Annotated in this window: 15 protein-coding genes; 11 read left to right on the top strand and 4 right to left on the bottom strand. The window is 57.0% G+C overall.

Annotated features, from left to right (window positions below; all coding sequences use genetic code 11):
• Window positions 1-57: 57 nt before the first annotated feature.
• Entirely contained in the window at window positions 58-3,753 is a 3,696-nt protein-coding gene (locus AABO57_13195; protein MEK6286690.1) for a TonB-dependent receptor, read from the top strand.
• Window positions 3,754-4,044: 291 nt separating this feature from the next.
• On the opposite strand, the gene AABO57_13190 is transcribed toward AABO57_13195, so the two are convergent.
• Window positions 4,045-5,457 (bottom strand): IgA Peptidase M64, encoded by a 1,413-nt coding sequence (locus AABO57_13190; protein MEK6286689.1) that lies wholly within the window; start codon window positions 5,455-5,457, stop codon window positions 4,045-4,047.
• A gap of 191 nt (window positions 5,458-5,648) precedes the next feature.
• On the opposite strand from AABO57_13190, the gene recG reads away from it, so the two are divergent.
• Window positions 5,649-7,790, top strand: a complete 2,142-nt coding sequence (gene recG, locus AABO57_13185; GenBank protein MEK6286688.1) for an ATP-dependent DNA helicase RecG — start codon at window positions 5,649-5,651, stop codon at window positions 7,788-7,790.
• A gap of 340 nt (window positions 7,791-8,130) precedes the next feature.
• Here recG and AABO57_13180 read toward each other — a convergent pair whose 3' ends face one another.
• Window positions 8,131-9,258: an AAA family ATPase gene (locus tag AABO57_13180; protein ID MEK6286687.1), complete on the bottom strand. Its 1,128-nt coding sequence runs from the start codon at window positions 9,256-9,258 to the stop codon at window positions 8,131-8,133.
• Window positions 9,259-9,900: 642 nt separating this feature from the next.
• On the opposite strand from AABO57_13180, the gene AABO57_13175 reads away from it, so the two are divergent.
• Window positions 9,901-10,680 (top strand): SDR family oxidoreductase, encoded by a 780-nt coding sequence (locus AABO57_13175; protein MEK6286686.1) that lies wholly within the window; start codon window positions 9,901-9,903, stop codon window positions 10,678-10,680.
• 83 nt (window positions 10,681-10,763) lie between these two features.
• Here the strand turns inward: AABO57_13175 and AABO57_13170 are convergent, their stop codons facing one another.
• Both AABO57_13170 and AABO57_13165 read right to left on the bottom strand, forming a co-directional pair.
• Window positions 10,764-11,354 carry a hypothetical protein gene (locus AABO57_13170; GenBank protein MEK6286685.1) on the bottom strand — a complete coding sequence of 197 codons (591 nt, stop codon included), beginning with the start codon at window positions 11,352-11,354 and terminating at the stop codon, window positions 10,764-10,766.
• A 160-nt stretch (window positions 11,355-11,514) separates the two neighbouring features.
• The gene (locus tag AABO57_13165) at window positions 11,515-13,989 is read right to left on the bottom strand and encodes a hypothetical protein (GenBank protein ID MEK6286684.1); all 2,475 of its coding nucleotides are present in this window, start codon (window positions 13,987-13,989) and stop codon (window positions 11,515-11,517) included.
• Between the two features lie 256 nt (window positions 13,990-14,245).
• Here AABO57_13165 and AABO57_13160 point away from each other — a divergent pair, with 256 nt between their 5' ends.
• The 8 genes from AABO57_13160 to AABO57_13125 all read left to right on the top strand — a co-directional run bounded on the left by AABO57_13160 (window position 14,246) and on the right by AABO57_13125 (window position 26,234).
• Window positions 14,246-14,974 (top strand): hypothetical protein, encoded by a 729-nt coding sequence (locus AABO57_13160; protein MEK6286683.1) that lies wholly within the window; start codon window positions 14,246-14,248, stop codon window positions 14,972-14,974.
• 25 nt (window positions 14,975-14,999) lie between these two features.
• Window positions 15,000-15,968 carry a phosphotriesterase-related protein gene (locus tag AABO57_13155; protein MEK6286682.1) on the top strand — a complete coding sequence of 323 codons (969 nt, stop codon included), beginning with the start codon at window positions 15,000-15,002 and terminating at the stop codon, window positions 15,966-15,968.
• A 304-nt stretch (window positions 15,969-16,272) separates the two neighbouring features.
• Complete coding sequence (locus AABO57_13150) at window positions 16,273-18,864, top strand: hypothetical protein (protein MEK6286681.1); 2,592 nt, start codon at window positions 16,273-16,275, stop codon at window positions 18,862-18,864.
• A complete protein-coding gene (locus AABO57_13145; protein ID MEK6286680.1) occupies window positions 18,845-19,351 on the top strand; it encodes a type II toxin-antitoxin system VapC family toxin in 507 nt (168 codons plus the stop codon). The genes AABO57_13150 and AABO57_13145 overlap by 20 nt, the downstream gene beginning before the upstream one ends.
• 73 nt (window positions 19,352-19,424) lie before the next feature.
• Complete coding sequence (locus AABO57_13140) at window positions 19,425-23,528, top strand: two-component regulator propeller domain-containing protein (GenBank protein ID MEK6286679.1); 4,104 nt, start codon at window positions 19,425-19,427, stop codon at window positions 23,526-23,528.
• Between the two features lie 92 nt (window positions 23,529-23,620).
• Window positions 23,621-23,908, top strand: coding sequence for a BrnT family toxin (locus AABO57_13135; GenBank protein MEK6286678.1), 288 nt, complete (start codon window positions 23,621-23,623; stop codon window positions 23,906-23,908).
• Window positions 23,886-24,140 carry a hypothetical protein gene (locus tag AABO57_13130; GenBank protein MEK6286677.1) on the top strand — a complete coding sequence of 85 codons (255 nt, stop codon included), beginning with the start codon at window positions 23,886-23,888 and terminating at the stop codon, window positions 24,138-24,140. The genes AABO57_13135 and AABO57_13130 overlap by 23 nt, the downstream gene beginning before the upstream one ends.
• A gap of 60 nt (window positions 24,141-24,200) precedes the next feature.
• Window positions 24,201-26,234 carry a protein kinase gene (locus AABO57_13125; GenBank protein ID MEK6286676.1) on the top strand — a complete coding sequence of 678 codons (2,034 nt, stop codon included), beginning with the start codon at window positions 24,201-24,203 and terminating at the stop codon, window positions 26,232-26,234.
• Window positions 26,235-26,240 lie beyond the last annotated feature (6 nt).

The following is a 26,240-nucleotide window of genomic DNA, read 5'->3' as shown; positions in this document are numbered from 1 at the left end:
GGACTCTTGTGTCCGACGGTTATCATTCCGCATCAAGCGAATTTGGAGGATCCGAAAATGAAGAGTCTACGAAAGCTAATCGCTTTACTGATTTCGTTGGTCATTGTGACGCTTATGGCCGGGCCGGCGGTTGCGCAGGGGACGACCTCGCGCGTTGTCGGCAACGTGCTGGACGCCGACGGCGCAGTCGTCGAGGACGCAACCGTAACACTGACTAATGAAGCAACCAGGATTTCTTTCACCGCCCAGACCACCTCTGCCGGAACCTACGTCTTTGATTCAGTGCAGGTCGGGTCCTACACGATCACCGTTGAAAAAGCAGGGTTCAAGAAATTCGTCACAACGAACAACGTGCTGTCAATCGGTCAGCCAACGACGGTCAACGTTACGCTGGAAGTAGGTCAGGTAGCGGAAGTAGTCGAGGTTAGAGGTGGAGCCGAACTGGTGCAAACAAGTTCCTCGGGCAACTTCGGCAATATCCTTGACCAGCGCATGATCGAGAGATTGCCGATAGTTGGAGTGCGGGGGCGCAATCCGCTCGATTTTGTTTTACTTCAACCGGGCGTGGTAAACGGGGCCAACACCGGTGGGGGTATCCACGTACATGGCGCGCGAGATCGCGCCTGGAACTTCACCCTCGACGGAATCGACAATAACGATCCCAGTGCCGGAGGCTCAAATTTCGCGCCGACCAGAGCCAACCCGGATACGTTGGCTGAGTTTCGGGTCATAACCAGCAATCCGACTGCGGAGTATGGGCGCAACAGCGGCGCCCAGGTGGCGATGGTCACCCGTTCCGGGTCGAATGAGTTTCATGGAAATGGATTCGAGTTCTACCAGACGCCCCGGTTTCACGCCAATGAGTTTGCGAACAATCTCAACAATGCAGTGAAGCCTCAATTCGTCCAGCACATCGCAGGCTTCACCGTGGGCGGGCCGGTCTGGATTCCAAAGCTCTATGACGGGCGCAACAAGACATTCTTCTTCACCAATTTTCAGTGGCTTCGCACGCGCCAGACGGTAACCGTCACAAGAACGGTCTACACCCAGCTTGCCCGGCAAGGCATTTTCCGTTATGTCAAAGGAGGGCAGAACGGCGCAGCGGGCACATCGACTGCATCGGTGGATGCCAGCGGCAGTGTTCTACCGGGCCTCAATATCGGAACATATAACGTCGCCGCAAATGACCCGGCAGGGAAAGGACTCGATCCCACAATATCGGCATTGATCGGAGTGACTCCGCTGCCGAACAACTTCACTGCCGGCGATGGGCTGAACACCGCAGGCTATACCTTCTCGCCGATTCAGCGCGAGCAGCAACAGGATGCGGTCTTCAAGATTGATCACGTCATCAATGCGCAGCACAGCGTTTACGGTCGATATGCTCAAGGGCACCAGAACACAGTTGGCGACAACGCCAACGCCGGGCTGGCCCGATTCCCCGATACCCCGCGGATCGTTGACACCTTCCGCAATCCGAAGAACCTTGCGACAAACTGGCGGTGGACTCCCTCCGCGCACATCACCAACGAGTTTGTATTCGGCATAAGCCGGTTCGCTTTCAACTTCGCCAATCCGGATCCAAACTTCCCGGATGTGCCGCCCTTCATCCTCAACGACGTCACCGATCCGTTCAACAGCGAGTTGGGAAACATTCGCAAGTTTTCCACTTACCAGTTTGTGGACAATGCTACCTACATTAGAGGCGCGCACACGTTCAAGGGAGGAATAAACTTCCGCTATCAGCAGCATGTCGATACGCGGGGCAGCGTCGCAGGCTTGAACGTGCAGCCGTCGATTAACTTCAGCACCACAATTAACACGGTTGATCTGACGGCATTCAGCGTTCCGGCAGACATCAACACTGCAAATGATCGCCCGAGGCTACAGCGCACCATCAATAATCTGCTTGGACGAATCGGCAGTATCAGCAGGGGATTCGTAGCACAGGGCGATCAATTTGGGGCGCCGGGAACGGTGTTCAATTTCGACGCGCGCTACGGCGAGTATGATTTCTACGGGCAGGACAACTGGAAAATCCGCCCAAACCTCACGATTGATCTCGGACTCAGATGGGAGGTAAAGAAGTCGCCGCGCTCGAGCGGCAACCCCATCCTCCGACCCGAACAGCCGTTCGTAGTGGGCTCGCAGCCCACCGACGCGCTAAAGTGGACCGAAGGAGAGTTGTTCGACAGCGATTTGAATAACTTCGGTCCGTCGATCGGAATTGCCTGGGACCCGTTCAGCACCGGCAAGACTTCCGTGCGCGCCAACTACCGCATCGCTTATGATCGAATGAATACCTTCGTGGTTTCTTCGACCATCTATCAGAGCGAGCCGGGATTGACGCTTGGAGTCATCAACACTCAGTTCGGCCAGAATGGCGGGCGCTTGCGGGATGGTCTTCCGGCAATTGCGCCGCCGGCCGGAGTGACACCTGCGCAGTTGCGCCAGCCAGCGTCATTCTCGACTAATACTTTCCACGTGATAGACCCGAACTGGCAAGCGCCAAAGACATATCAGTGGAGCCTGAGCATCCAGCGAGAGATCGGTTGGAACACGGTAGTCGAACTGAATTACATCGGGCGACGCGGGGTGAACCTGTTTGGCGCATACAATGTGAATCAAGCTGAGATTTTCAGCAACGGATTCGTCGATGCTTTCAAGGTCGTCAAAGCCGGCGGCGAGAGCGCGTTGATCAATCAACTGATGCAACCCGACACAAGCCGCCGCACGGGAGAGTCGGGCTCGGTAGAAGTGCGCCGATTGTTCCCCACCCAACTGAGCCAGAATTCAGTAGCAGAGCTTGCGGCAACGCTGGGGAGACGCACGGGGGCGGGAGGCCGGCCGATCCCCGAGCTCAGCGGTCTGGGCGCGTTCTTCTTCTTCCCCTACCCGCAGTTTGCGGGCGGATTGAATGTCCTGGACAGCCACGACAGGTCTACCTATCACGGACTCGAGGCTCAACTGCAGAGACGATTCTCGAGCGGGTTTAGCTTCCAGTTTAGCTATACGTTGGCGAAGTCACTCGACACCCGCTCGTTTGATCCTGCTTTTACGACTGTGTCCACCGGATCAAATCAATCGGCGTCAAGCACACCGTTCGATCCGCGAAATCGCGATTTGAACTATGCGCGCTCGGACTTCGACCGCAGGCATTCGTTACAGGGAGGCGCGGTCTATGATCTACCCTTCGGTGCCGGCCGGCAATGGGGAAGCAACTGGCACCCGGCGCTCGATCGAGTGATTGGAGGCTGGTCGTTGACCGGCTCGATAGTATGGCAGTCGGGGCGTCCATTTACCATCTACGCGGGGTCGAACACCTTTAGCAGCGTCGTTCAATCGCCGGCCGATTGCACCGGCTGCACTCCCGACATGATCCGGCGGATATTCGAAACTGCGGCGGGGACTGAGTTCTACTTTAATCTGCCAACGCGCGGGGCTGCTTTTGACGGCGCCACAAACAAGCGCGGAATATTCTCTATTCCGGAGCCCGGCAAGCTGGGCAATACCGGCAGAAACTTCTTCATCACTCCGTCGTTCTTCAATCTCAACCTGTCAATCGGGAAGAGAGTGCGGATCACCGAGAATCAAAACCTCGAGTACCGGCTCGAGATGCAGAACGCAACCAACACTCCGTCGTTCGGGTTGCCGGAAAGCGCCGTGATTACCAACACGCTTTTCGGCCGCGCGCGCGGCAACACAGTGAGCACCTCGCGCAAGATTCAGATGGCGCTGAAGTATAACTTCTAAGCCACTCGCCTTCGCGCGAAATAACGAGCCGCCACGAGTCCATCGTGGCGGCTCGTTTTGATTCTCTCGCGATGGCCACCGTTCCCTCCTATGAAGACTCTTGTGAAACTGCGGAAATACCCCCAACTTCAAGTTGGGGGGATTTCGACTTTTCACACATTCTCTGAACGCCGGGCTAATGGATAACTGCGCTCGGTCGTTGAGGTTTTGCAACGACCTCTGAAAGGCTGGTACCGAACTACCTAATCTCTCGGTTGGGGTTTCAAACAGTCTTCTAATGCCTGGGCTTTGTCATCGACCCGAATAAAGATCAATCACCCGCTCGATCGCCCGGCGGCACACCGCGCAAAAGATCTGGCTTCGCGTGAACATGATGCAATCAATTTCGGGCCGGTAGTAACCCTTCGCTTCATACATTGCGCCTTCAAACGCGCCCACCTTGCCTGCGTACTTTTCGGCGGCAAAGAACTTGATCTCCCAATCGCGGTTCTCGCGAAAGAGCGCTTCCATTTCTGACTCCGGCCGATTCTCCGCGCGAATCTTTGCGCGACGCGTGCCATACTCGAGCGAGTGCCTTTCGTATTCTTCCTTCTGCCACGGAGTGGGAATCGGAGTGCCCGGCGCTACAAGGTCTTTCCACTTGAGGTCCTTCGGATCAAGCAGCGCAGTGACGTTTAGCTCCCACGGCTCGGTCTTAACGGCCGGCGCTGTGTAGGCCACCGGTGACGTGTAGTACTCGTCGGCAAGACCGGCGAAGTGATGCCCGAACTCGTGAACGAACACGTAAGGCGCTTGCTCGCTGTCGGCAGCCACCGTGCTGTACAGGCCGAAGATCCCGCCGCCGCCGTATGTGCGCGAGTTGGTGATGATCTCGATGAACTCGTAAGGCGCAAACGCGGCGACGTTGCGAAGCGCGCGATTCTCAAACGTCAAAACATATCGCTCGGAGCCGAATGCGTCGTAGCTTGCGCCCAGCGGTGAGGCTCGATGAACGCCGGTCGAGGGCCGCGAGATCCCGGACTCCGCCGAAGCCGGACAGAGCGCCCACACGTTGAACTCTCTTCGACGTTCTTTGTAAGGAGAAGCCGCGAACAGAATATCGACCAGCCGGCGCGCGTCCTTCTCGAACTTGCCTCGCTCGGCTGCGGTGTAGCCGTCACCCAGAATCAAGAAGTCGACCTTCTCGGCCGGATCGCCGCTCTTTTGGATCTCGATCAGCGGGCCGGGCGGCGCGGGCTTTGAAGGGTCGACGAACATATCTGCGGGGTCAACGATCGCAGACCATATTTCGCGAAAGGCGTTGTTCGAGTCGCGCTTTTTCAATACCACCTGCACCGGGGCCGGCGGCGCGGGAAATCTGAAGGATTCATGAAACGTTCGGTTCATGCTTTTGGCTTCATCGGTCGTCTCCCACTCGCCGTAGATCGAGGCGAAGCCGCGAGAATAAAGAAGCCGATTCGTTGTACGGTCGCGGACTTCGAACAGGTACTTGCCGAGGTTCGTTTCGTCGACGTTCTTCCGCGGATTTCCCGGCCACGGTAGAGGTTCGATGACTACGCGGTCAAGGCTGAACATTTCCTGCGATGCATTGCCGGTGTGATAGTAGTCAACCCGCATCGTCGGCGGCGCAGCGGCCGCGCCGGCAGTCGCGCACAGAGAAAGCAGGGCAAAAAGCGCTAGCGAGATCACGAGTCTCTTAGTCATGGGGTGATTGTACCAAACCTCTTCGAATGAGAAGAGGGCGTTCGTCAACAAGCGCACGACTCGAGTTTTGCTCTTCGTTCACTACCATGTCGCATCCCTGCTGGAATGCGCCTTTCTTGACCGTCGAAGTTCCCTCTCCTAGAATTCGTCTCGTTGGCCGGGTCCATCGCTACTCACCACGAGGCTGTTACTTGCTCAAGCTGTCAACACCGCTGTACGAGCTACATCTGCACGAGATCCCGCGCGTCGCGCTGAGGACCGCGCAGAAACTCGCTCAAGGCGTTGCGGCGGCGACGCCGGTTGGCGATGCGCATCAGGTGACCGTCGAAGACCTGATCCACTGTCTGCCGATGCGCTACGAAGACCGCTCCAACCTCGCGCACATACGCGACCTGCAAAACGGAATGTGGGCAGCCATCGAAGTCGAGGTGCGAATCGCCGGAACCTATCCGGTCAAGAGCGGCAAGCTGCGCATTTTCGAAATCTCCGGCACCGACAGCACTGGCCAGGTGCGGGCGTTTTGGTGGAACCAGGCTTTTCTTCAAAACTCATTCAAGCAAGGGCGGCGCGTGCTGCTTTACGGGCAGTGGAAACGCAGCCGTCGAGGCTTCTACGAGGTCGAAAATCCCGACTACGAGTTTCAACTGGATGACGAGGACGCAGATCCGATACACACGGGCAGGCGGGTTCCCATCTATCGCAAGCTCGGCGAGCTTCGCACCAAGCAGCTTCGCTCGATCATGCATCACGTGTTCGAGCGGCTCGACTTTTCCGAAATGGAAGAGGTCGTTCCTGAAGAGATGCTTGCTCGCAACAAGCTGATATCAAGGCCCGCGGCGCTCCGGCAGGTGCACTTCCCGGCAGACGATGTTCCGCTCGACCTCTACAACAAGTTCCAGTCGCCCGCGCACCAGCGGTTGATCTTCGAGGAGTTCTTCTGGCTGGCGCTGGCGATGGGGCTACGCCGGCAAGGGCGCGAGCAGTCGCCCAAGGGAACCGTCATCGAAGTCAATGACCGCGTGCGGAACGCGGTGCGCGCGGTGTTGCCCTTCAAACCAACGAACGCGCAGAAGCGCGTGCTTGGCGAAGCGGTCGCCGATATGACCAGCCGAAAGCCGATGAACCGGCTGCTTCAAGGCGACGTCGGATCAGGCAAGACAATCGTAGCCGTCCAGGCGGCGATCGTCGCGATCGAGAACGGTTATCAAGCGGCGATTATGGCGCCGACCGAGATACTTGCGGAACAACACTCGCAAAACATAAAGCGGATGCTTGCAAGCGCGCCCTATCGAGTTGAGGTTCTCACTGGCTCGCTTGCCACCGCGCGCAAGCGCCGGCTTCATGCCGACATTGAAGCCGGCGAAGTCGATCTGGTAATCGGCACGCACGCGCTGATTCAAGAAGCCGTCAAGTTTCACAACCTCGGCTTTGTAGTGATCGACGAGCAGCACCGCTTCGGAGTTCTTCAACGCGCGGAGCTTATCAAGCGCGGATACAACCCCGACGTGCTGGTGATGACCGCCACGCCAATTCCGCGCTCGCTGGTGATGAGCGTGTACGGCGATCTCGATCTGTCGATCATCGACGAGATGCCGCCGGGAAGAAAACCGGTGATAACCAGAGTGCGCGGCGAAGAGGCCCGGCGCAAAATCTATCAGTTCCTCGACAAGAAAATCCGAGAGGGCGGCCAGGTCTACATTGTTTACCCGCTGGTCGAGGAGTCCGAGAAACTGGATCTGCTCAACGCGACTCAGATGGCTGAACACCTGCAGACTTCGGTGTTTCCCAACTTTCGAGTCGCGCTGATTCATGGCCGAATGAAGCAACAAGAGAAAGACGCGGTGATGGACGAGTTCCGCCAGGGCGCGACCCACATACTGGTGTCAACCACGGTGATCGAAGTCGGCGTCGATGTGCCCAACGCGAGCATTATGATAGTCGAGCACGCGGAACGATTCGGCCTCTCGCAACTGCATCAGCTTCGCGGACGCGTGGGCCGCGGCGACCAACAGAGCTACTGCATACTGCTCGCGGGCGACAAGCGAAGCCCGGAAGCTCGCGAGCGATTAGCGATCATGGAAGAGACGAACGACGGCTTCAAGGTTGCGGAGAAGGATTTGGAGATACGCGGCCCGGGCGAAGTGATGGGAACTCGGCAGTCCGGCTTGCCTGCGTTCCGAGTCGGCAACATCGTGCGCGACTATGCGGTGCTGGAAGTAGCGAAACGAGAGGCGGATCATATGCTGACTGAGAGGCGCAACTCGCGCGAGACCGCCCGGCTTGTCGAGGTTGTTCGTCAACAGCCAAAGTTCGGCCTGGCTGCGGTTGGGTAGGAAGCCAAGCCATATCGTCAGCCCGGCTCACTTCTATTTGGTGGAGGATGAACCCGATCGAGCGTCTTCCATGTTGAATCATCGTCAACCTGAATCACACGATCTCTCGCGTCGCCGATCATCGTTTGCCGTCCGAGTTCCTCCTCCAAGGGCTGAAACCCTAGCGCACTTTGCCTCCGGAGGTAAACTGAGCAAGAGTGAGCGCGATGCGGTCGGACGGGATTGCTTATCGAGAGGCGTCGGGCCGGCGTGCCTGATCTGATCCGGGTGTACACGAAAAGAGGCTGCCGAGTTGGAACTCGACAGCCTCCCGGGACACACTCGACTCGGCTAACTCACTTTAAGCGGCGATGCGAGCATCGTTGCTGACCTTCATCGCTTGTACTGCCTCCATCGCGGCTGCGGCCACCGTCGCCTCAGAGTCGTCGCGATAGAAAGCAAGCTTCTGGGTCTGCTCATTGATGTCTACGACGACCACGTCGCCCAACCGTGCTTGCCCGGTTGCCGACAGGTTGGCAAGCGGGTTCACAAGGAACCGCTCGATCGCGCGCTTCAAGTGACGCGCGCCGTAGCGATATTCGATCCCCTCGATCAGCAGAAACTCTCTGGCGCTCTCAGTGAGTGAAATGGTGAACCGCTCACCGGCGCCTTCGTTCACGCGGCGCTGGACGGCCATAAGCTCGAGGTCGAGTATCTGGCACAGTTCTGGGTTCTTGAGGCTGCGAAAGACCACGACCTTATCGATTCGGTTCATGAACTCGGGCGAGAATTTTCTCTTCGCAGCTTCCGAGGCGGTGCGATAGATCTTCTGGTCCAGGTCATCAGCCGGGAGCTTGCCGGCTCTCGCCGGCGCGAATCCTATTGAACCAGTGATCAACTCGCTCATCTCCTTCGCGCCCAGGTTCGATGTCATGAAGATCATCGTCTGTGCGAAGTCGACCCTGCGGTTGTCACCCAACGTCAGCGTCGCCTTGTCGAGCACGCCCAGCAAGAGCTGCCACAACGCGTCGGACGCCTTTTCGATTTCGTCGAACAGCACGAGCGTAAACGGATCGCGTTCGGTCCGGGACTTTTCCAGGTTCTCTTGTGTCAGCAGCGGCGCTGTCTCGCGATGGCCCAGATAGCCGGGCGGTGAGCCGATCAGCTTTGCAATTTCGTGGGAGTGTTGAAACTCCGCACAGTCGATCCTGATCACCGCGTTGCGGTCACCGAACAGAATCTCCGCGGCAGCCTCGACTACGTGGGTCTTGCCTGAGCCGGTCGGGCCCAGAAAAAGCATAGACCCCAGCGGACGTGTTGGATTGGTCATCCCCGCTTGAAAGACTTGATAGAGTGACGAGATAGCGCGTACAGATCGATCCTGTCCGACCACCATCGCACGAAGTCCTGTTTCGAAGCGCTCCGCCAACGCGCTCTTGGTACTAGGATCGAGGGCCACCAGCTTTCTCTTTTGACCGTTGCTAACCATTTCAATCTCGCTTTCTGCGCCCGTCCCTCACTCTCTCGTTTTTTATCTCAGTTCCCCAGGTTGAGTTATTCAAATGCCAACTCATCCCCGAGTTTCCCCCACCACAACCGCCCACCGCCGCTTCATCCCCGTTCGGGTTGCGGCTGTTCAGCTTTTCAGCAACTTTGATGCCTTCTCTACTGCGGTAGTTGCAGTGCTGCTTGGGAGCCTCCGATTGAACGAACGTCGGTGACCAGCGTATTTGCAAATGTCCACAGTGTCTGTGCAATGGCTGCGATGTTGCTCGCGTGCGCTGTTTAGCTTCTTACTCGGATTCACACAAACTGCCAGTCGAGAATAGACAAAACGTGTCACCGAGCGAACACCCCAGGCCGTGCTGTGATTCGCTTTCGATAGCCGCTTTGCGTCACGCATCTAATCGCGTCCTCCAAGCTGTCACTGAATAGACGACGGCAAGCGCGCCTGGTATTCCGCCGCTTCCTTGGGACGGAAGCGAGGCGTCTCGGCGGCGCCTCAGATGACGACCGGACAGAATTCCCCGCGACAGCGCTCAGCAGCTACCCTGCCAATGCGCGATGGGCTATTATGAGCGGCGACGCAGGTCGCTCGTGCGCACAACGAAATGAGACCGAGGAGCCTTGAATGAAACTTGATGGCAAAGTCGCAATCGTTACCGGGGGAGGCGGTGGAATCGGCCGGGCCATCGCGCTGCGGTTTATACGCGAGGGCGCGGCGGTCTTGGTGGCGGGTCCAACCGAGGAGAAGATAAGGGCCGTAGAGAAGGAAATCCGTGGTGGTGGAGGGCGAGCGCTTGCGATGCTCACCGATGTGGCCGATGAGGCGAGCGTCGAGCGGATGGTTTCCGCAACGCTCGACGAGTTCGGGCAGATAGATATTCTGATAAACAACGCCGGGATTGCCGGGCCGACCGCGCTTGTTCCCGACATCAGCCGAGAACAGTGGGACCACACGTTTGCGGTGAACCTGACCGGCGCATTCTTGTGTGCAAAACACGCGCTACCGTACATGATCGCGCGTCGGAGCGGCTGCATCATCAACATGACATCGATTGCGGGGCTTCAGGCCTACGCTTTCCGGAGTCCTTATTGCGCGTCGAAGTGGGGGATGATTGGGTTAACCCAGACGCTGGCCGAAGAGTGCGGACGTCACGACATCACCGTGAACGCAATTGCTCCCGGCCCGGTGACAGGCCCGCGAATCGAGCGAGTGATACGAAACCGCGCCGAAGAGATGAAACTTTCCTATGAAGAAACCGCGCGTCAATATGTCGAGCCGACGGCGCTCAAGCGTATGGTCGAGGAAGACGACATCGCGGCGATGGCGGTGTTCCTTGCCTCCGAGGAGGGCCGCAACATCACCGGCGAGACGTTGAACATATCGGCCGGTTATCGACTAGCGTGAAGAACCTTCTGCAATGAATCGATCTTTGGTTAAGCAGGAGGTTGAGCAGGAGGCGCCGTGCTCTTCGCTTTGCTTCGGCGTGCCTATTCCTTCGTCTGACGCGACAGCTTGAGCGCGGCGTTCCACCGCCTTCGTAAGAAGCCTTTGCGCTTTCCCATCCACAGCTTCAACGCGAGACGCATGCGAAGATGCATTTGATGCGCGACTCGATAAGCTCCAGTCGCCTTGATGGCTGCGTAGACTCTTGTTTTGAACGCGACAAACCTTTCGTACACCCAGGCGAACCATGCGATGCGCAACAGATTTGGACGGGTTAATGTGAAGAGGCGAGCGACCAGGGCTGTGCCTGCGACCTTGGCGGCCAGGACGGTCAGCAAACCAGCTATCGCATGTCCGTGAGCAACGAAATAAAGAGCGATCAACTTCACCGGTATTAGCAGCGTCGACGGAACAACGAAAAAGGCAAGCGCCGCGTAAGGAGGAAGCCTGACGATGAAGCCCTCGATCTGGCGGAATACTGGCAACCGTCCGATCGCCGCAGCAAACCGCGCCAGGTCGTCCCACAGCCAGTCTTCCAGCAGAATGATGACTGCCGCTAGAAAGACGAAAGGCGCCGCTACTAATCGCTTTAGTCGTTTGGTCCAGGAAGCTCTTTGCTTAACCGGTGCGCTCATCTTCTGAAGATTAGCCCACTCGCCCGATTGAACAAAGCTCGCCCAGCATGGTTTTCCAGGAGGCGGGTCGAGTCGGTTTGAGAGAAAGCAACGTCGGCTTCGCGTTCGTGGCGATAGCATCGCAATTCTTCAATTCTCCGCAGCCGTGATTGCTAACGGCTCACACTTTCAGCTCAAACACATCAATGATCTTCAGGTCCAGGTCCTTTCCGTCTATCTTGGGCTCGTCAAACCCGATCACGTAGACCGTGAGGCCCTGCGCGGTCAGGCGAACTCGCATGAACTCCTTGAAGCGTTCTATTCGCGCCGCGCCGCCTGCCTGCTCGTTGTGCCCGTTGAACGCAAGCGAGACCGCGAAGTACCAACCGAGTGACACGCAGCTCATCAAGCCGCCGAGGAGAACGGCTACCACGAAGCGCGCCGTCCACGTATCCAGATATCGCGCGGGTTCCCCATAGAAGAAGAACGGCAGCCCGAGCAAAACCACGCCGTAAACCAGCCACACCACCAATAGACTTTGCCTGAACTTCAGCTTAGCGACTAACCAGTTGCCTGCAAGCCAGAAGACCAATACGGCTGCCACCGCCGCAACCCACGAGCGCCAGTCGCCTCGCCGCGCCAACAGGAAGGGAACTCCTCCTTGCAACAATGCGTGCCAGGCGCCCAAAACCAGGAAGGCCGCTTTACCGGCGCCGCCGTGGAGCGAGCCACCAACAACAAATGCTCCAAGCATTATCCCGGCTGCTCCTCCCAGGACCACCAACGCGAACAGCACATCGGCCAAGACGTACTGTGCCGGATATCTGCCGAAGAACGAGAAACCCAGTACCGGGAACGCGGCGGCGAGAACGACCAGCAGGATTACCGGCCAGTAACGCCACCACTTGACGATCTCGTTGTATGCCCGCTTGAACAACCACTCCGAATAGACAAGGCTGGCCGCTACAGCGTTGGCGCTCCAGAGCAGCGAGAACAGAATCAGCAGGCTGCATTGGAACGGCGAGAGATTCTCGCGGAACTCAACCAATCGCCACATACCAAATATCAAACAAGCGACACCCGCGACGATCAGAACTGCGACACGGACACGGTAGCGGCGGAATCCGTCCTTTTCGTTTTGAGCCGAGTCGATCATCGACTTCGATTGCTGAACGCTCGCCGCTATCAACACCACCGACGCAATAAGCAGAAGCACTCGCAGCGCGATCTCGAGCGGCGACAAGCTTGCCGCCTGCGCGAGGGTTTGTTCGGGCCATCGGATCTCAGGGAAAAGCCCCGCCGGACGGAAAAGCTTCGGGAGAGCCACACGCAGCACGTCGAAGAGCTTTTCCACGACGACCCGGCTGCTCGCGGGAACGGTCGCGCCAAAGAAGACGATCGCCGCGGCCAGAGCGCCAAATATCGCGACGTATCCGCCGGAGATGATGTTCACCGGACTGAACAACCTACGCGCGGTCTCGACTCGCGCGACTTCCTCCCGAGGATACTTGATCTGCTCTTCGATCTCGCCCACGTCGGTATCTGACGGATGCAGGAACGCGCCGCCGAGACCCGATACTACGGAAGCGTAATTCTCAGCCGCGGGCGGCGAACCCGAGCCGTTGGTGGAAGGTCCCCAATACCTCGCGTACTGATGTGTGTCGCCGGACAGATCCAGCCGGCACGTCCCAGGCGGCAGCTCGATGTCCGTCAAGAACGGCTGCTCCAGATTCAGATCCGCGAATGCCTTTGGGACTTTTTCATTGAGCCGCGCGCACCTGCCGAAAGCCGTGCTCGGTTCGGGCGTTGCCACGATCAGCTTATCGGGCCGTTTCGGGGTGAGCCCTTTGAAGAACTCCTGCTGTCGGATGTCGAGCCGGCCCATTTCATTGTCGAGTCCCCACATCCACCAATCGAACGGGAGTTGCAGCGCTACGTAGCTTGCGTTCTGACACCGCTTGAAGCCGGGGATCGACAACTGCGGCTTCAGCCCCTCGCGATTCGGCGTGCCGTCGTCGCTGGTTGGCTCCAGAAATTGGCGTCCGAACCCGTCGATCAAATCGTAGTAGTCGTGATTTCCTGGAATCCCGAAGATGGGCCTGAGGAGCTTGTGGTCCACAGCTTTCGCTTCCGGGTTGAGGTCGTTGTAAGCCCACACAAACGGCGCTTGAAACCGGAGGGCCAGTGTTGGATAGTCGGCCTGGAGATAGGCCGTGTCGCCTCCTACGAACAGAAACTCCCCTCGCGGCAGGCGCATCATTGAATTGGGCATTGGCTTCGACGGGTCGCTCAACCCAACCTTCGAGCCGACGCGAGCGTTCGCCTCGACCGAGAGGTTGCTCAAGCACAGATAGGCAATACCGTACATTGCCATCTGACCGTCGCCCGTGTCGGCAAAGTAGTCAAACCAGTACTCATCAGTGGAGGCTTCCTCAGCGCTGTTGAATCTGCTCTGCTCGTCCAGCCGGATAGCCCGCGCGCGCATCCAGTCGCGCAGGTCGAGCTTACCTTTGAATGCCATGTAAAGAGCGGTGGCTTTGAGACTGGCGATGACCTGCGGCCCAAGCAGCCACCTAACCGGACCCTTGAATCCTTTTGCGCTTTCGGGCTTTGGGTATCCGCCTTCTGACTGCTCCGATACTGTGTTAGCTTGCATGGGCTAGCCTCCTTACCTGAGGGCTTCGGCTGGTTGCTGCGACAAATATCGCACCTCCGGCCATCGAGGTCAAATAGAAGCGGTGACATGCACCACGACGCAAGTCTGCTCCCCAATACCACAACCGCAGTTTGGTGGTGCGTTCATACCCAGCCTGGAAGGAAGGCGGTGTTTCGCTTGATGTAGCTACTAACGCGTATTAGTATTTGGGCTCTCTGCAAAGACCCCGAAAGGGCAAGATCGGGCGCGTGTCATCATGAGAAATCCAATTCAGAAGTTGGTGCTTCTTCTGCTTATCGCCTCTGTCGCAGCGGCCCAAAGCAAAGATTACTGGGTGAAGAAAGATTACCGGCAATGGACCGATAAAGAATGCCGCAAGCTGCTCGAGGATTCTCCGTGGGCCAACCTGCACACCCTGAGCCAGGTGTTCATCGATCCGCTTGCAACCGATAGCACGGCTCGCGAGCGCCAGCCGAACCCCAGAATCGTATACAAAGTTCAGATTCGGTCGGCTACTCCCGTTAGGCAAGCTCTAGTCCGGTTGTCACAGATCAACGCCAAATACGACGAGATGACCGCGGACGGGCGCCAGGCGTTCGATCAAGACGCAGAGAAGTTCTTATCCACCAACAACGCCCAGTTGATTGTCATGCACGTGAGCTACACCGCAAACGTGCAAAATGATGACCGGGAATTGGCGCGTCACTGGCACAGCCAGAACACCGAGCGGCTCAAGAACTTCGTCTTCCTCATCGGCGGCGGGGGCGTGAAGGTCCCGCTTTCAATCTACAGGCCGGGAGAAGGCGCGTCGCGTGAGTTTCAATTCGTCTTTCCGCGCGAGTACAATGGCCGCCCAATCATCGGGCCGGGCGACAAAACTCTCAAGCTCGAGTTCAATCACCCGAACATCCGCGGTACGGCGGAGAGAGTCCTGGTCGAGTTCAAGATTGAGAAGATGATGATGCAGGGAGCACCGGTCTATTAACGAGCCCCGCGAGGTCTGGAGAACAATGGCTTTGGTGAACACAGTTCGAGGGCCGATTGATACGGCCAAGTTGGGTGCGACGCTGATGCACGAGCACGTGTTCGTCCTTTCGACGGAGATCATGCAGAACTACCCCGAGCCTTGGGGAGAAGAAGACCAGCGGTTCGCCGATGCAGTCGCGCGTTTGAATGAGCTCAAATCCCGAGGCGTCGATTCAATAGTCGATCTCACCGTAATCGGGCTGGGCCGCTACATCCCACGCATCCAGCGAGTCGCCGCCAAGACCGATATCAACATAATTGTCGCGACGGGCGTCTATACCTACAACGACGTGCCGATGTACTTCCACTTTCGCGGGCCGGGCGCCGAGCTCGGCGGGCCCGAGCTGATGGTCGACATGTTCGTGAAGGATATCGAGGAAGGCATCGCCGGTACCGGCGTGAGAGCGGCAATTCTTAAATGCGCGACCGATCAGCCGGGCGTCACACCGGGAGTGGAACGAGTCCTTCGCGCAGTGGCTCAAGCGCAGCGGCAAACAGGCGTTCCTATCTCGACTCACACTCACGCGCACACCGAACGCGGGCTCGAACAGCAGCGCATTTTTCAGGAGGAAGGCGTTGATCTCTCGCGTGTAATCATCGGCCACTCGGGCGACACGACCGACATTGCTTATCTGGAAAAGCTGATCGCTAACGGCTCGTACATTGGAATGGACCGATTCGGCATAGATGTTCTGCTTCCGTTCGAGGACCGCGTGAACACCGTGGCGAAGATGTGCGAGCTGGGTTATGCGGGCAAGATGGTTCTCTCGCAAGACGCTGCTTGCTTCAACGATTGGCTGCCGGAAGAAGCGTTGCCGGTTGTGCTTCCGAACTGGCACTACCTGCACATTCACAACGACGTGATTCCGGCCCTAAGACAGCGCGGCGTCAGCGAAGAGCAGATCGACACGATGCTGATCGGCAACCCGCGCAAGATATTCGAGGGCGCGTAATCGGCGTACCGTTTGCGTTGCGCGCGTAAAGTGGGCAAGAGGTATCATTCAAATTCGTTTTGTGGTAAATGCACCGTGATTCGGGCAAAGCTTTTGAATGTACAGTCGAATGGGAGAAGCCAGTACTGGCTGGCAAAGCAAACAGGCATGACCCCGCTCAGAATAGCAAACCTGTGCAAAGGCAAACGTCCGGCTTTGAGTTTTCGACTCTGGATGCAATGTGCAAGGCGCTAGGCTGTGGCCTTGGGGATGTGCTGGCGCACGTCAAGCGCGATCCGAAGAAGGGGAAGCGATAACTCGACTTATGTCGTTATTCATACAGGGTAACCCTGTCCTGCTAGAAATTGAACGAGCGATGGAGGGCATCGGCTATCGCAAAGACCGCAACCTACTTTGGCGGGAGTATGAATATACCGATGTAATTGGCACGCGCCGCGAAGTGCGAACTATTGACTTAGCGGGATTCGCCCAGAGCCCGCCTTCGTACCGTAATGCGTGTATCGGTGTGATTGTTTCCAATGGGCTTTCTGGGGCCGTACACGTCGCGAAGTATCGAGCACTTGGAGCACCTCTGATCTTTGAACTAGACGGGCCGCTAGTTAGGAGATGGAAGATAACGGCTATCGGAGAGCCTGAACTTAAGCAGGAAATATCACTTCAAGAGATAGGTAATGTTTTTCGTGACTATAGGACCCAGTGGAAGCCGGAACGTATCTTGAGGGCCAAAGCGGTTGGGGAACTAGACGGTCCTATACAGCTCGATTTTTATGATGAAGCCCTGATGCCTTTCTTGGAGGGAAGGACTTTCGCCGTATTAGATCGCTTGCTTCATGAGGTACTGACGAAAACTATCCGGACTTATAAACGCTTCAACCGTCAGCGAGCCCCCCGCTTTGAAGACCTATGCCGTCTTGCATTTAGATTTATTACGGCCAAAGTATTTCGTGATCGAAGGTATCCGGGTGGCTGGTCTTCCAACGACGCGATGACTGCACTTCGGGCAGTAGAGAAGCACTACAATACGAGGCCAGACGAACTGCCGGCTTCAGCGATTTACAGGCCAGAGATTTTGGATGAGATATGGAGAATTTTCCTAGCCGGATTTAACTTCCCAAATTTGTCAGAGGATGATCTCGCCTTACTCTTTGAGAAAACCTTCATCACGCCGGAGATTCGCAAGACACTGGGAATCCATAGCACCCCCCTTCGCGTAGCCGACTACATTGTTCGTAAATTACCATTCGAGACGCTCCCGGAGGGGGACCGTTATGTCCTAGAACCTTTTTCGGGTCATGGCCGATTTCTGGTAGCGGCTATGCGTCGAATGCGCGACCTTCTGCAAACGCCGATGTCCGACGCAGAGCGTCATGATTACTTTAGGCGACGTCTGACCGGTATTGAGATTGACAGTTTTTCCTTAGAGGTCTGCCGTCTCTCGCTTATGTTGGCTGACTCCCCAAACTCGAACGGTTGGCGACTTCGACCCAGCGATGTCTTTGCTTCTCAGACGTTGCAAAGGGAATTGAAGCGCGCCCGTATTGTGTTGTGCAACCCTCCGTTTGAAGCTTTCACTCCAAGCAAGCATAAGTATTATAACGATCCCGATTTGCTTATTCATAAGCCAGCAGAACTGCTTCGCCGCGTAATGTCGGAACCTCCCGATCTTCTAGGGCTAGTATTACCGCGCGCGTTTGAGTCTGGCAATTCCTATCGCAAATTTCATCGCCAACTTGCTGAAACCTACGGCAACATCGAACTCGTGGCGCTACCAGAGGTTTTCAATTACTCTGATGTGCCAACCATGCTTGTCATAGCCTCCGACCGTCACGACCATTATGCTCAGGTCGCTATCACTTGTAGGCAAGTTGGCGAAGGCGAAGGGCGCGACGCTTTCTTACTGCGGGGCATCGAGCCGCCTCCTGTTCGGGCATCAGTCGATATTACTGAATACTCCCAGCCTCAATTCTCACTCTGGATACCGCGCCTATCAAGGATTTGGACCTTCCTAGAAGGACTGCCTCGGCTTGCAAGCGCAGTAGAAGTACATCGCGGGTTGGTGCCTATAAGTAGCAGCCCTAAGTCAAAGAAACGTCCGGAAGATTTTGTTTCAAATATAGCGAAGCGTGGGTACAAAGAGGGATTCGCGCATGTTCACGGACATCTGATGCAATATATGCTGAAAAGACCCTCAGGGTCGCCGAAAGAGCATCTCTCAATGCGCCCTGAAGACCAGTATGATAACGCCTACAAACAGAAGTGGGATGCGCCAAAAGTCGTCTGCAATGCGATTCGACTTAGTCGTAGCCCCTGGAGGCTAGGCGCTGTTGCGGACTCTGTAGGTTTGGTTTTCTCGCAAAGCTATATAGGGTTATGGCCTTCTGGAAGAGTGTCTATTTACGCGTTGGCGGCGCTACTAAACTCACCTCTAGCCAACGCTTATGTTTTCGCTAAAGACACCTCTAAACACAACCGCAATAAAACCCTTGAATCCTTGCCGCTTCCACCGACACCGAATTTGGAGAGCGGCAGCTTAATAGACTCACTATCCCGCGAGCTACATCGTCTGCTTCTACGCGGGCAATTCGACAAAGCCAAGAAAGCTGTTTTGGAAATAGACGCGGAGATTTTACTTGCATATGATCTACCCAAAACGCTTGAGCGCGAACTGCTCGACACATTTCAAGATTATGAGCGCCCAATTCCGGTCAAGTTCGGCGGGTACTATCCAAGGGATTTTGACGCTTATATTCCATTGCACGAATTGATTTCGCCAGAATTTGAAGAAGCGCGTGCAGACCGGTTGGTTAAACGGCTTGTATTTGTTAACGACCCAGAGATTTCCGAAGCAATGGCTATGTTACGAGGAGAATCCTTGGATGAAGAGTTATCTCCTTGACACAAACATCGCTTCTGCGCTCTGGGATGAACTAAATCGGAATCACGACGATGCGTTGCGGTTCGTTCAGAGTGCTGCCCTATCCAGTGATTTCATCTACGTTTCTCGCATAACGGTTGCCGAGATCGAATACGGGTATAAATTGTACGCCAGCAAGCACCCAGATCGCCGGCGCAAAGCAGACGAGGCGATGCGGGCTTTCAAGGCCATCAAAGAAATAGGCAAAGACACAACTGAACCCTACTCGGACATCCGCGCTGCTCTGTTCACAAGGTTTGCGCCCAGGGATTCAAAAGACAGGATTAGAAACGTCAGACCGGAAACAATGGTGGATAAGACTACCGCTGTACTCCTTGGCATTCAAGAAAACGATCTTTGGATAGCGGCAATAGCCATTGAGTACAACATGATACTTGTAAGTGGCGATAGGATGAATCGTATCCGGGAGGTTTGGCCGGGTCTTAGGTTAGTGAACTGGACGTCGTGATTAGTGTTTAGAAGTGCCGAAACGAATTCCAAGCAACCTTTCTTCACACAGCGCCCGCCGCAGGCGCAGTTCGTTGGTCCTATTGATTGCGTTGATTGTCGTAGCGGTCAGTGCGACGGGCTACCTGGCCGCTGCCCAGGGCGAGAACGGCGCCATTACAGGAGTCATTCAAGACGATAAAGGCGCTGCGCTCGCTAACGCGAAGGTAACTCTCACCTCCGGCGACCTGGCGTCGGCCAAGACCACCCAGGCGGATGGCAAGTTCGAGTTTCACAACCTCAAATCCGCTCAGTATCGCATTACTGTCGAAGCCGCCAGGTTTCGGAAAGAGGCGGTGAACGTCCCCCTGCGACCAGATGAGACATTCGTCTCGCCGCCGATAAAGCTCACCCCTTCGTCGCTGCACGTTGCTGTGTTGGACGCGGGCTCGCAAGCTATTCCCGGTGTGACGGTCAGCGTCTACGCGAAGGAGCGCGCCGTAGTGGGCGCGCTCGCGGCGCGAAGTGTGACCGACCAGTACGGCGATGCGTATTTCGGAAGGCTCGCGCCCGGCTCCTATCAATTGAGCGCCACGCTGCGAGGCTACGATGAGTACCGCAACGATGTGTTTATCTCGTCGGGCATAACTACGGAGTTCCCGCTTCAACTACTGGTGGCGCCGGTTATTCCGATCAATGAGAAGGCGGTCACGCGGCACACGGTACCAAATCTCCCTTCGAAGAATGTGCGGGCCATATTTCAGGACAGCGAAGACTGGATGTGGTTTGGCACCGACAAAGGCATTGCGCGATTCAACGGCGCGGAGTTCAAGTCTTCGGCTGGGGCTGGATCTGAATTCGAACAACTCGCGGGCGAGGATGTTCGCTCGATCGCCGAAGACCGCAATGGCACGATGTGGCTCGCGACTGGGCGAAGCGTTCGGAGAATAACAAAGAAGGGCAAGGAAGCCGGTCCTGCGTTCGACATTCCCGATTCTCGACAAGTCTTCGTCGATTCCGCGGGCAATGTTTGGGTCGCCGCGCTTGGTGGACTGTTTCAGTTCGACGGCCGGGCTCTCGTTCCTTTCGCCCATTCGGGTGAATTGCCTTCCGATGACGTGAGAGCCGTGGCCCAGGACAAGAACGGCAACATGTGGATTGTGACCGCGGGCGGCGTGTCCCATCTGGAAAACGGGAAGCTTGTTTCATTCAATCAACCGCGTGAGCCGCGCGGAGCGAAAGGCCAGACGGAGCGCGAGAGTCCGGTGAGCGATGCTCGGACCGCCTTCGTAGACGCTGCCGGCAGGACGTGGCTGGCAACGGCGAGTGGCCTTGTGTTGATCGACAAGGGTGGCCTGCGCCGGCTCCCGATAGATGCGATTCGAAGTGCCAATGGATCGCGTGACGCAAGCTCTAGCGCTATAGGCGAAGACCGAAGCGGGCGCATGTGGTTCGCGCACGATGCGGGCGGGGTGAGCGTTTACGACCCCGTGCAACAGGAGTCTCAGCGGGTCAACTTTCTCGATCGCGATAGGGTCGCCGCCATCTACGCGGGGCGCGAAGGAAACGTCTGGTTTGCAACTGACAACGGCGTCATCAGTTCGGACTTCTACAGCTTCGTTGGCTTCACCACCAGCCGCGGCCTTGCGGACAATGACGTGCAGCAGGTCGTCCTGGCGCCGGGAGCTCCGGGCTCGCGCGGGCAGAATGATCTGTGGTTCCTGACGCAGGGCGGTGTCTCCCGGCTTGAAGGCGAGCGATTCGTTTCGCTCCCGGGGTTCCGCAGCGGCATCAGCGTCCAGGCAGTCGCGTTCGACCGCGAACGCTCGGCCTGGTTTGCAACCGAGCAAGGCGCGCTCAGGTGGACAGGCGAAACTCTCACTCAGTTCAACGAAGGCAGCGGGCTCGCTTCAAACAACGTCCAGTGGGTGACAACGATCGCGGACGGCTCAGCTATCGTGTTCGCGACAACTCGAGGCGCTTCTTTGTTCCGTGGCGGCGAGTTGAGCAACATCGAAGCGCTCTCCGGCTACGACGCGCGGCAGGCGTTCGAGGACACCGATGGGCGGGTGTGGTTCGCCACGGCGCGCGGAGTCGTCAGCATCGATCCAAAAGGCGGCGACGCCGAGATCATTGATATCTCGCGGGGGCTGGCCGATAACGACGCGCGCTGGATCACTCGGTTCAATGACAGGCTGCTAGTTGCGACGCGCGGAGGCATCCAGGCTTACAGCGGGTCTGCGTTTACTACCTTCGATGCCGAGCCGGCCAACACTATGTTCGTCGATCGCGACGGATATCTATGGGCGGGAACGGATGAAGGCCGCGTAAAAAAAATCCTTGAGTTCGGCGGGCATGTATTCTCTACAGTGTATTCAGGCGAAGCTCACGCGCTGACCGGCAGCAGGATCAATTCGATCTCGCAGGACTCCGAGGGCCGCATTTGGATCGCCACGAACAAAGGCGCAGTCCGGCATATGCCGGTTACGATCGCGCCTCCAGCGGAGGTCTCGCTTGAAGTGGATGGCCGCATTCAGCAAGCGTCGGAGTCCGGCTCCTACGATGTTTCCTCCGGACGCCACCGGCTGACTTTTCATTTCAGCGCGGCAACCATGAGCGGGCAGACACGCTACCTTTATCGCATCGACTCAGGAGACGGGGAGCCGCCCTGGGAAGTGTTGCCGATGCAGCAGGGGGCTGAACGCGATGTGTCGCGCATGGACCTGGACGAAGGCGCCCACACGTTCGAGCTTATTGCTTTGAACCGGGACCTGTACGGCGCAAAGGCTCCGGCGGCCACGCTGTCTGTGCGGGTGGGTTCGCCTTTCTGGAAGAGCTGGTGGTTCTACGCGCTTGCGATTGCAGTCATAGGATTGGCTCTGGGGGCCGCTTTTGCCGCTCGCAGGTTCGGCGACCGGGAGTACGTTCTGCCGAAGGAACTGCGTAGTTATGTTCCGATCGAGCCGAACCCGTTTATCGTCGGCAACCCGATCCGCACCGAGAAAATGTTCTACGGCCGCGAAGACGACTTTCGCTACGTGCGCACGAAGCTCGAAGGCACGAGCCAGGGCGTGGTGATCGTTTTTTGCGGCGAGCGGCGCGTGGGCAAGAGCTCGATTCTATATCAGGTGGCGGGCGGCCGGCTGGGCGAGCGGTTCATTCCGGTGTTTGTCGACCTTCAGGAAATGGTGATTGCTTCGGATTCGGAATTCTTCGCCCGCATATCCCGGTTGATTGCAGAAGCAGTGGCTCGATCGAACAGTCGCGCGTTGAGCGAGTCGGACCCTGCCACGGCCATTTTGGTGGCCACCGCGCGATCTGCGGGTCTTGTAAGGCAGACGGCGCTCGCACAAGCGTCCATCATAAGCGTTCCTGTATTCGACGGTCGAAATCCTTACCCGATGTTCCTGGACTTCCTTGATCACGTGCTGGAATCGATCGGTGATCGCACACTGCTGATATTGATGGACGAGTACGAGTTGCTTGAAGGGAAAGTCGATGAAGGCAAGCTCTCGAAAGAACTGTTCACGTTTCTGGCCGGGCTCATGGATAACAAGGAGCGGCTGGCGCTGATCTTCACCGGTTCTCGGAGGCTCGAAGAGAGAGACAAGAAATACTGGCGAGAGTTGCTGAGAAGATCTCTCTTCCGCAAAGTCGGCTTCTTATCCGAGAAAGACACCGTTCGCTTGATCACCCACCCCGTGGAAGGCCGCGTAGTTTACGGGCGCGGGGTGATGGACGTCATCTATCGCCTGACGGCGGGCCAGCCCTTCTACACGCAGGTAATCTGTCAGAACGTGGTCGACTATATGAACGAGCACCGCCAAAACTGGGTTACGGTCGCCGATTTGGGACAGGTGATCACAGAGATCGTCGACAACCCGCTTCCGCAGATGATCTACACGTGGGACGCGCTGTCGGACGACGAAAAGCTGGGCCTGTCGCTGCTCGGAGAAGCGCTCGGGGATGCGCTCGCTTATGCGACCGCCGGGGAGCTGCGCGCCTCGGTAAGGGCGAACGATTACCCGGTCAACCTTTCGGAGAACACCCTGCGCCTGACACTGGAAGAGATGTTCCGCCGCGAGTTGTTGGAGAAAGACACCGCCGACGGGTTCAGGTTCAAGATTGATTTGCTGCGGCTGTGGATCCGCCGGTCGCATTCGATCTGGCAGGTGGTGAAAGAAGTAAGGACGCTTTAAGAGCAGGCTACGCGCCGCAGAGGGGCCTTTAATCAGTACCGTCGTAGGACGGGAGCGATAGGGCATCGAGAACTGGAGAGGCGGGAGGGTGAATGGCTGCGGACTTCGAGTGGGATCCGAATAAGGCATTAGAGAACATTAGAAGACACGCTGTGTCGTTTGAGGAGGCCTCAAGTGTCTTCGAAGATTCGCTCGCATTCACGATTGATGATTTGGAACATTCTACAGAGGAGAAACGGTTCTATACGGTCGGCGTGTCGTGTCTGTACCGAACTTTGGTTGTAGCACACGCTGAGAGGGGCCAGAATATACGCATTATCAGCGCGCGGCTTGCGACGCGGCAAGAAAGGAAGAGCTATGAAGAAGGCGAGGGTAAGTGAGCTAGATCCCGACCTCCCAGATGAAATCGACTTCGACAGTCCGGAGGCGCGTAGGACCGGGGTGCGGGGAAAGTATGCAAAGCTTTACGCGGAAGGAACAAATTTGGTCTTGATCGAGCCGGAATTGAGGAAGGTGTTCCCAACCGCAGAAGCCGTGAACCATGCACTGCGGGCGATGGCTGAAGTAATACGGGCTTCATCAGCAAAACCTGGGAAACGACGGGCGGGGTAGAGCCACTTCGCGTGGTGATGCTTCGGAATACAGTAAGAGTGAGCTGGGAGGAATGAGTGTTTGACCACCTCAGACTACGACAAACCGGTTCGCTTTCAGCTCGAGGGAGAGTGTAGCTTCGGCGAGAGCGATTCGATGGTACGGAATCCCTACCTTAACCGAGTAGCCATCAAAGACCCGGCGCAGTTCTTCGGGCGTGCGCGTGAGGTGTCGAAAATTTTCTCGCGCATCGGGGCGTCGCGGCCGCAGTCCATATCCGTCGTAGGCGAACGGCGCATCGGCAAGTCGTCGTTGCTCAATTTCATAAATGATCCGCAGGTTCGCCTGCGCTCTCTCGACCGATCCGAGTCTTACGCGTTCGCGTTTATCGATCTTCAGCAGAAGCGGCGGCTCACGCTCATCGAGTTCTTCAAAGACCTGTTCACTCTGCTCGCGAAAGAAACCGGCGACAAGTCGCTCTCGAAACTGCAGCCTTCGTTCGACTCCCTGCGCGTGGTGCTCGAAAGCTTTCGCCGCGATGGACGCAAGCTAGTTGTGTTGTTCGACGAGTTCGATGCAATCACGACCAATCGAGCGTTTGACCTCGAGTTCTATTCGTTTCTTCGATCGATCGCCAACAACTACGACGTAGCCTATGTGACCAGCTCGGCGCGCGACCTTCAGGAGTTGTGCCACACTCAGCTCATCGCCGACTCGCCGTTCTTCAACATCTTTACCAACGTCTTCCTGCGCGCGTTCACCCGCAAGGAAGCGCTGGAGCTGATCACCCGGCCGTCGGCCGGAGCAGGCTTCCCGTTGGAAGGCTACAGCCGCCGCATCACGGAGATCGCCGGTTACTTCCCGTATTTTCTACAGATCGCTTGCTCGGCGTACTTCGATCATCTTCAGGAAAACGAGGGCAAGCTCGATCGCGAAGAAGTCGAAGCGACGTTTCTGGACGAGGCGAAGGGGCAGTTCCGATTCATCTGGGACCACTTGAGCGACAGTTTCCGCCGCTCGATTCGCGAGTTCATCGAAAACGGACGAGTAGAGAAAGAGCACGAGCATATCTACGAGGACTTGAAGCGCGCGGGCTACTTCATCCAGGACGACCGCGGTCCGCGCATTTTTTCGACTCTGTTTTCAAGCGTGATTTCGAGGCCGCGCATTATCACAACCGAGCTGCGCGAAACAGACCACGCGGCTATGGCCGTTCACGATGGCAAGACCGAAAAGGTCGCGGCGCCGCCGTTGATCGAACCCGAGGGGCACATCGGAAGATTCGAGATAAGGCGCTCGCTTGGAGCGGGCGGTATGGGCGAGATCTTTGAATCGTACGACACCGAGCTTGAACGCACGGTCGCGATCAAGGTGCTGGCTTCGAAGCACATCGAGGACGAAACGATGAAGCAGCGCTTTCTGAGAGAAGCGCGCATGGCGTCACAGCTCAATCATCCGAACATCGCAACGATTCACGAGATCGGCGAAGCCGCGGGCAATCCCTATATCGTGATGGAGTACGTTCAGGGGCAGACGCTTGCGGAGCGCATCGAGGTTGGGCCGCTCGCGCTGAGTGAGATCATCGACATTGGTGTGCAGACTGCCGAGGCGTTGGCCGAAGCGCACGAATGCGGAGTCGTCCATCGCGACATCAAGTCTTCAAACATAATGATGACGCCTCGAGGGAAAGTTAAGGTGCTCGACTTTGGGCTTGCAAAACCGTTGCCTGTTCTCAACCGGGCCACGAGCAAAGAGCGTCTCACTGAGTCCGGAGTCCTGCTGGGAACCGTGAGCTACATGTCGCCGGAGCAGGCAACAGGGCGCGGTGAGGTTACGAACCTCGCGGACATATTCTCGCTGGGTGTGGTTCTCTACGAGATGACAACCGGCAGGCTTCCGTTCGACGGCGAGACTTACTTTCAAACAATCGAAGCGATAAAGAAGCGCGCGCCGTCGTCGATCAAAAAGCATCGCAAGGACGCGCCCGATTCGTTGGCTGCCGTCATCGAGCATATGCTCAAAAAGGACCCCGCCCAGCGATACCAGGCGGCCGCAGAGATAGCCTGCGACTTGCTGGCAGTCCTAAAAGAGCATTCTATGGATGGAGCGAAGTGAGCGCAC

It is taken from the genome of Acidobacteriota bacterium, assembly GCA_038040445.1.
In the GTDB taxonomy this organism is placed as follows: domain Bacteria; phylum Acidobacteriota; class Blastocatellia; order UBA7656; family UBA7656; genus Onstottus_A; species Onstottus_A frigus.
The sequence above is the reverse complement of the archived record's forward strand: the minus strand, read 5'-3'. Positions and strand labels throughout refer to the sequence as shown.

Excerpts from the sequence above, each read along its gene's own strand:
- AABO57_13160 (MEK6286683.1), top strand. The coding sequence starts at position 14,246 with ATGAGAAATCCAATTCAGAAGTTGGTGCTTCTTCTGCTTATCGCCTCT.
- AABO57_13170 (MEK6286685.1), bottom strand. The coding sequence starts at position 11,354 with ATGAGCGCACCGGTTAAGCAAAGAGCTTCCTGGACCAAACGACTAAAG.
- AABO57_13190 (MEK6286689.1), bottom strand. The coding sequence starts at position 5,457 with ATGACTAAGAGACTCGTGATCTCGCTAGCGCTTTTTGCCCTGCTTTCT.
- AABO57_13195 (MEK6286690.1), top strand. The coding sequence starts at position 58 with ATGAAGAGTCTACGAAAGCTAATCGCTTTACTGATTTCGTTGGTCATT.
- AABO57_13180 (MEK6286687.1), bottom strand. The coding sequence starts at position 9,258 with ATGGTTAGCAACGGTCAAAAGAGAAAGCTGGTGGCCCTCGATCCTAGT.
- AABO57_13135 (MEK6286678.1), top strand. The coding sequence starts at position 23,621 with ATGGCTGCGGACTTCGAGTGGGATCCGAATAAGGCATTAGAGAACATT.
- AABO57_13175 (MEK6286686.1), top strand. The coding sequence starts at position 9,901 with ATGAAACTTGATGGCAAAGTCGCAATCGTTACCGGGGGAGGCGGTGGA.
- AABO57_13130 (MEK6286677.1), top strand. The coding sequence starts at position 23,886 with ATGAAGAAGGCGAGGGTAAGTGAGCTAGATCCCGACCTCCCAGATGAA.
- AABO57_13165 (MEK6286684.1), bottom strand. The coding sequence starts at position 13,989 with ATGCAAGCTAACACAGTATCGGAGCAGTCAGAAGGCGGATACCCAAAG.
- AABO57_13155 (MEK6286682.1), top strand. The coding sequence starts at position 15,000 with ATGGCTTTGGTGAACACAGTTCGAGGGCCGATTGATACGGCCAAGTTG.
- AABO57_13145 (MEK6286680.1), top strand. The coding sequence starts at position 18,845 with ATGAAGAGTTATCTCCTTGACACAAACATCGCTTCTGCGCTCTGGGAT.
- AABO57_13150 (MEK6286681.1), top strand. The coding sequence starts at position 16,273 with ATGTCGTTATTCATACAGGGTAACCCTGTCCTGCTAGAAATTGAACGA.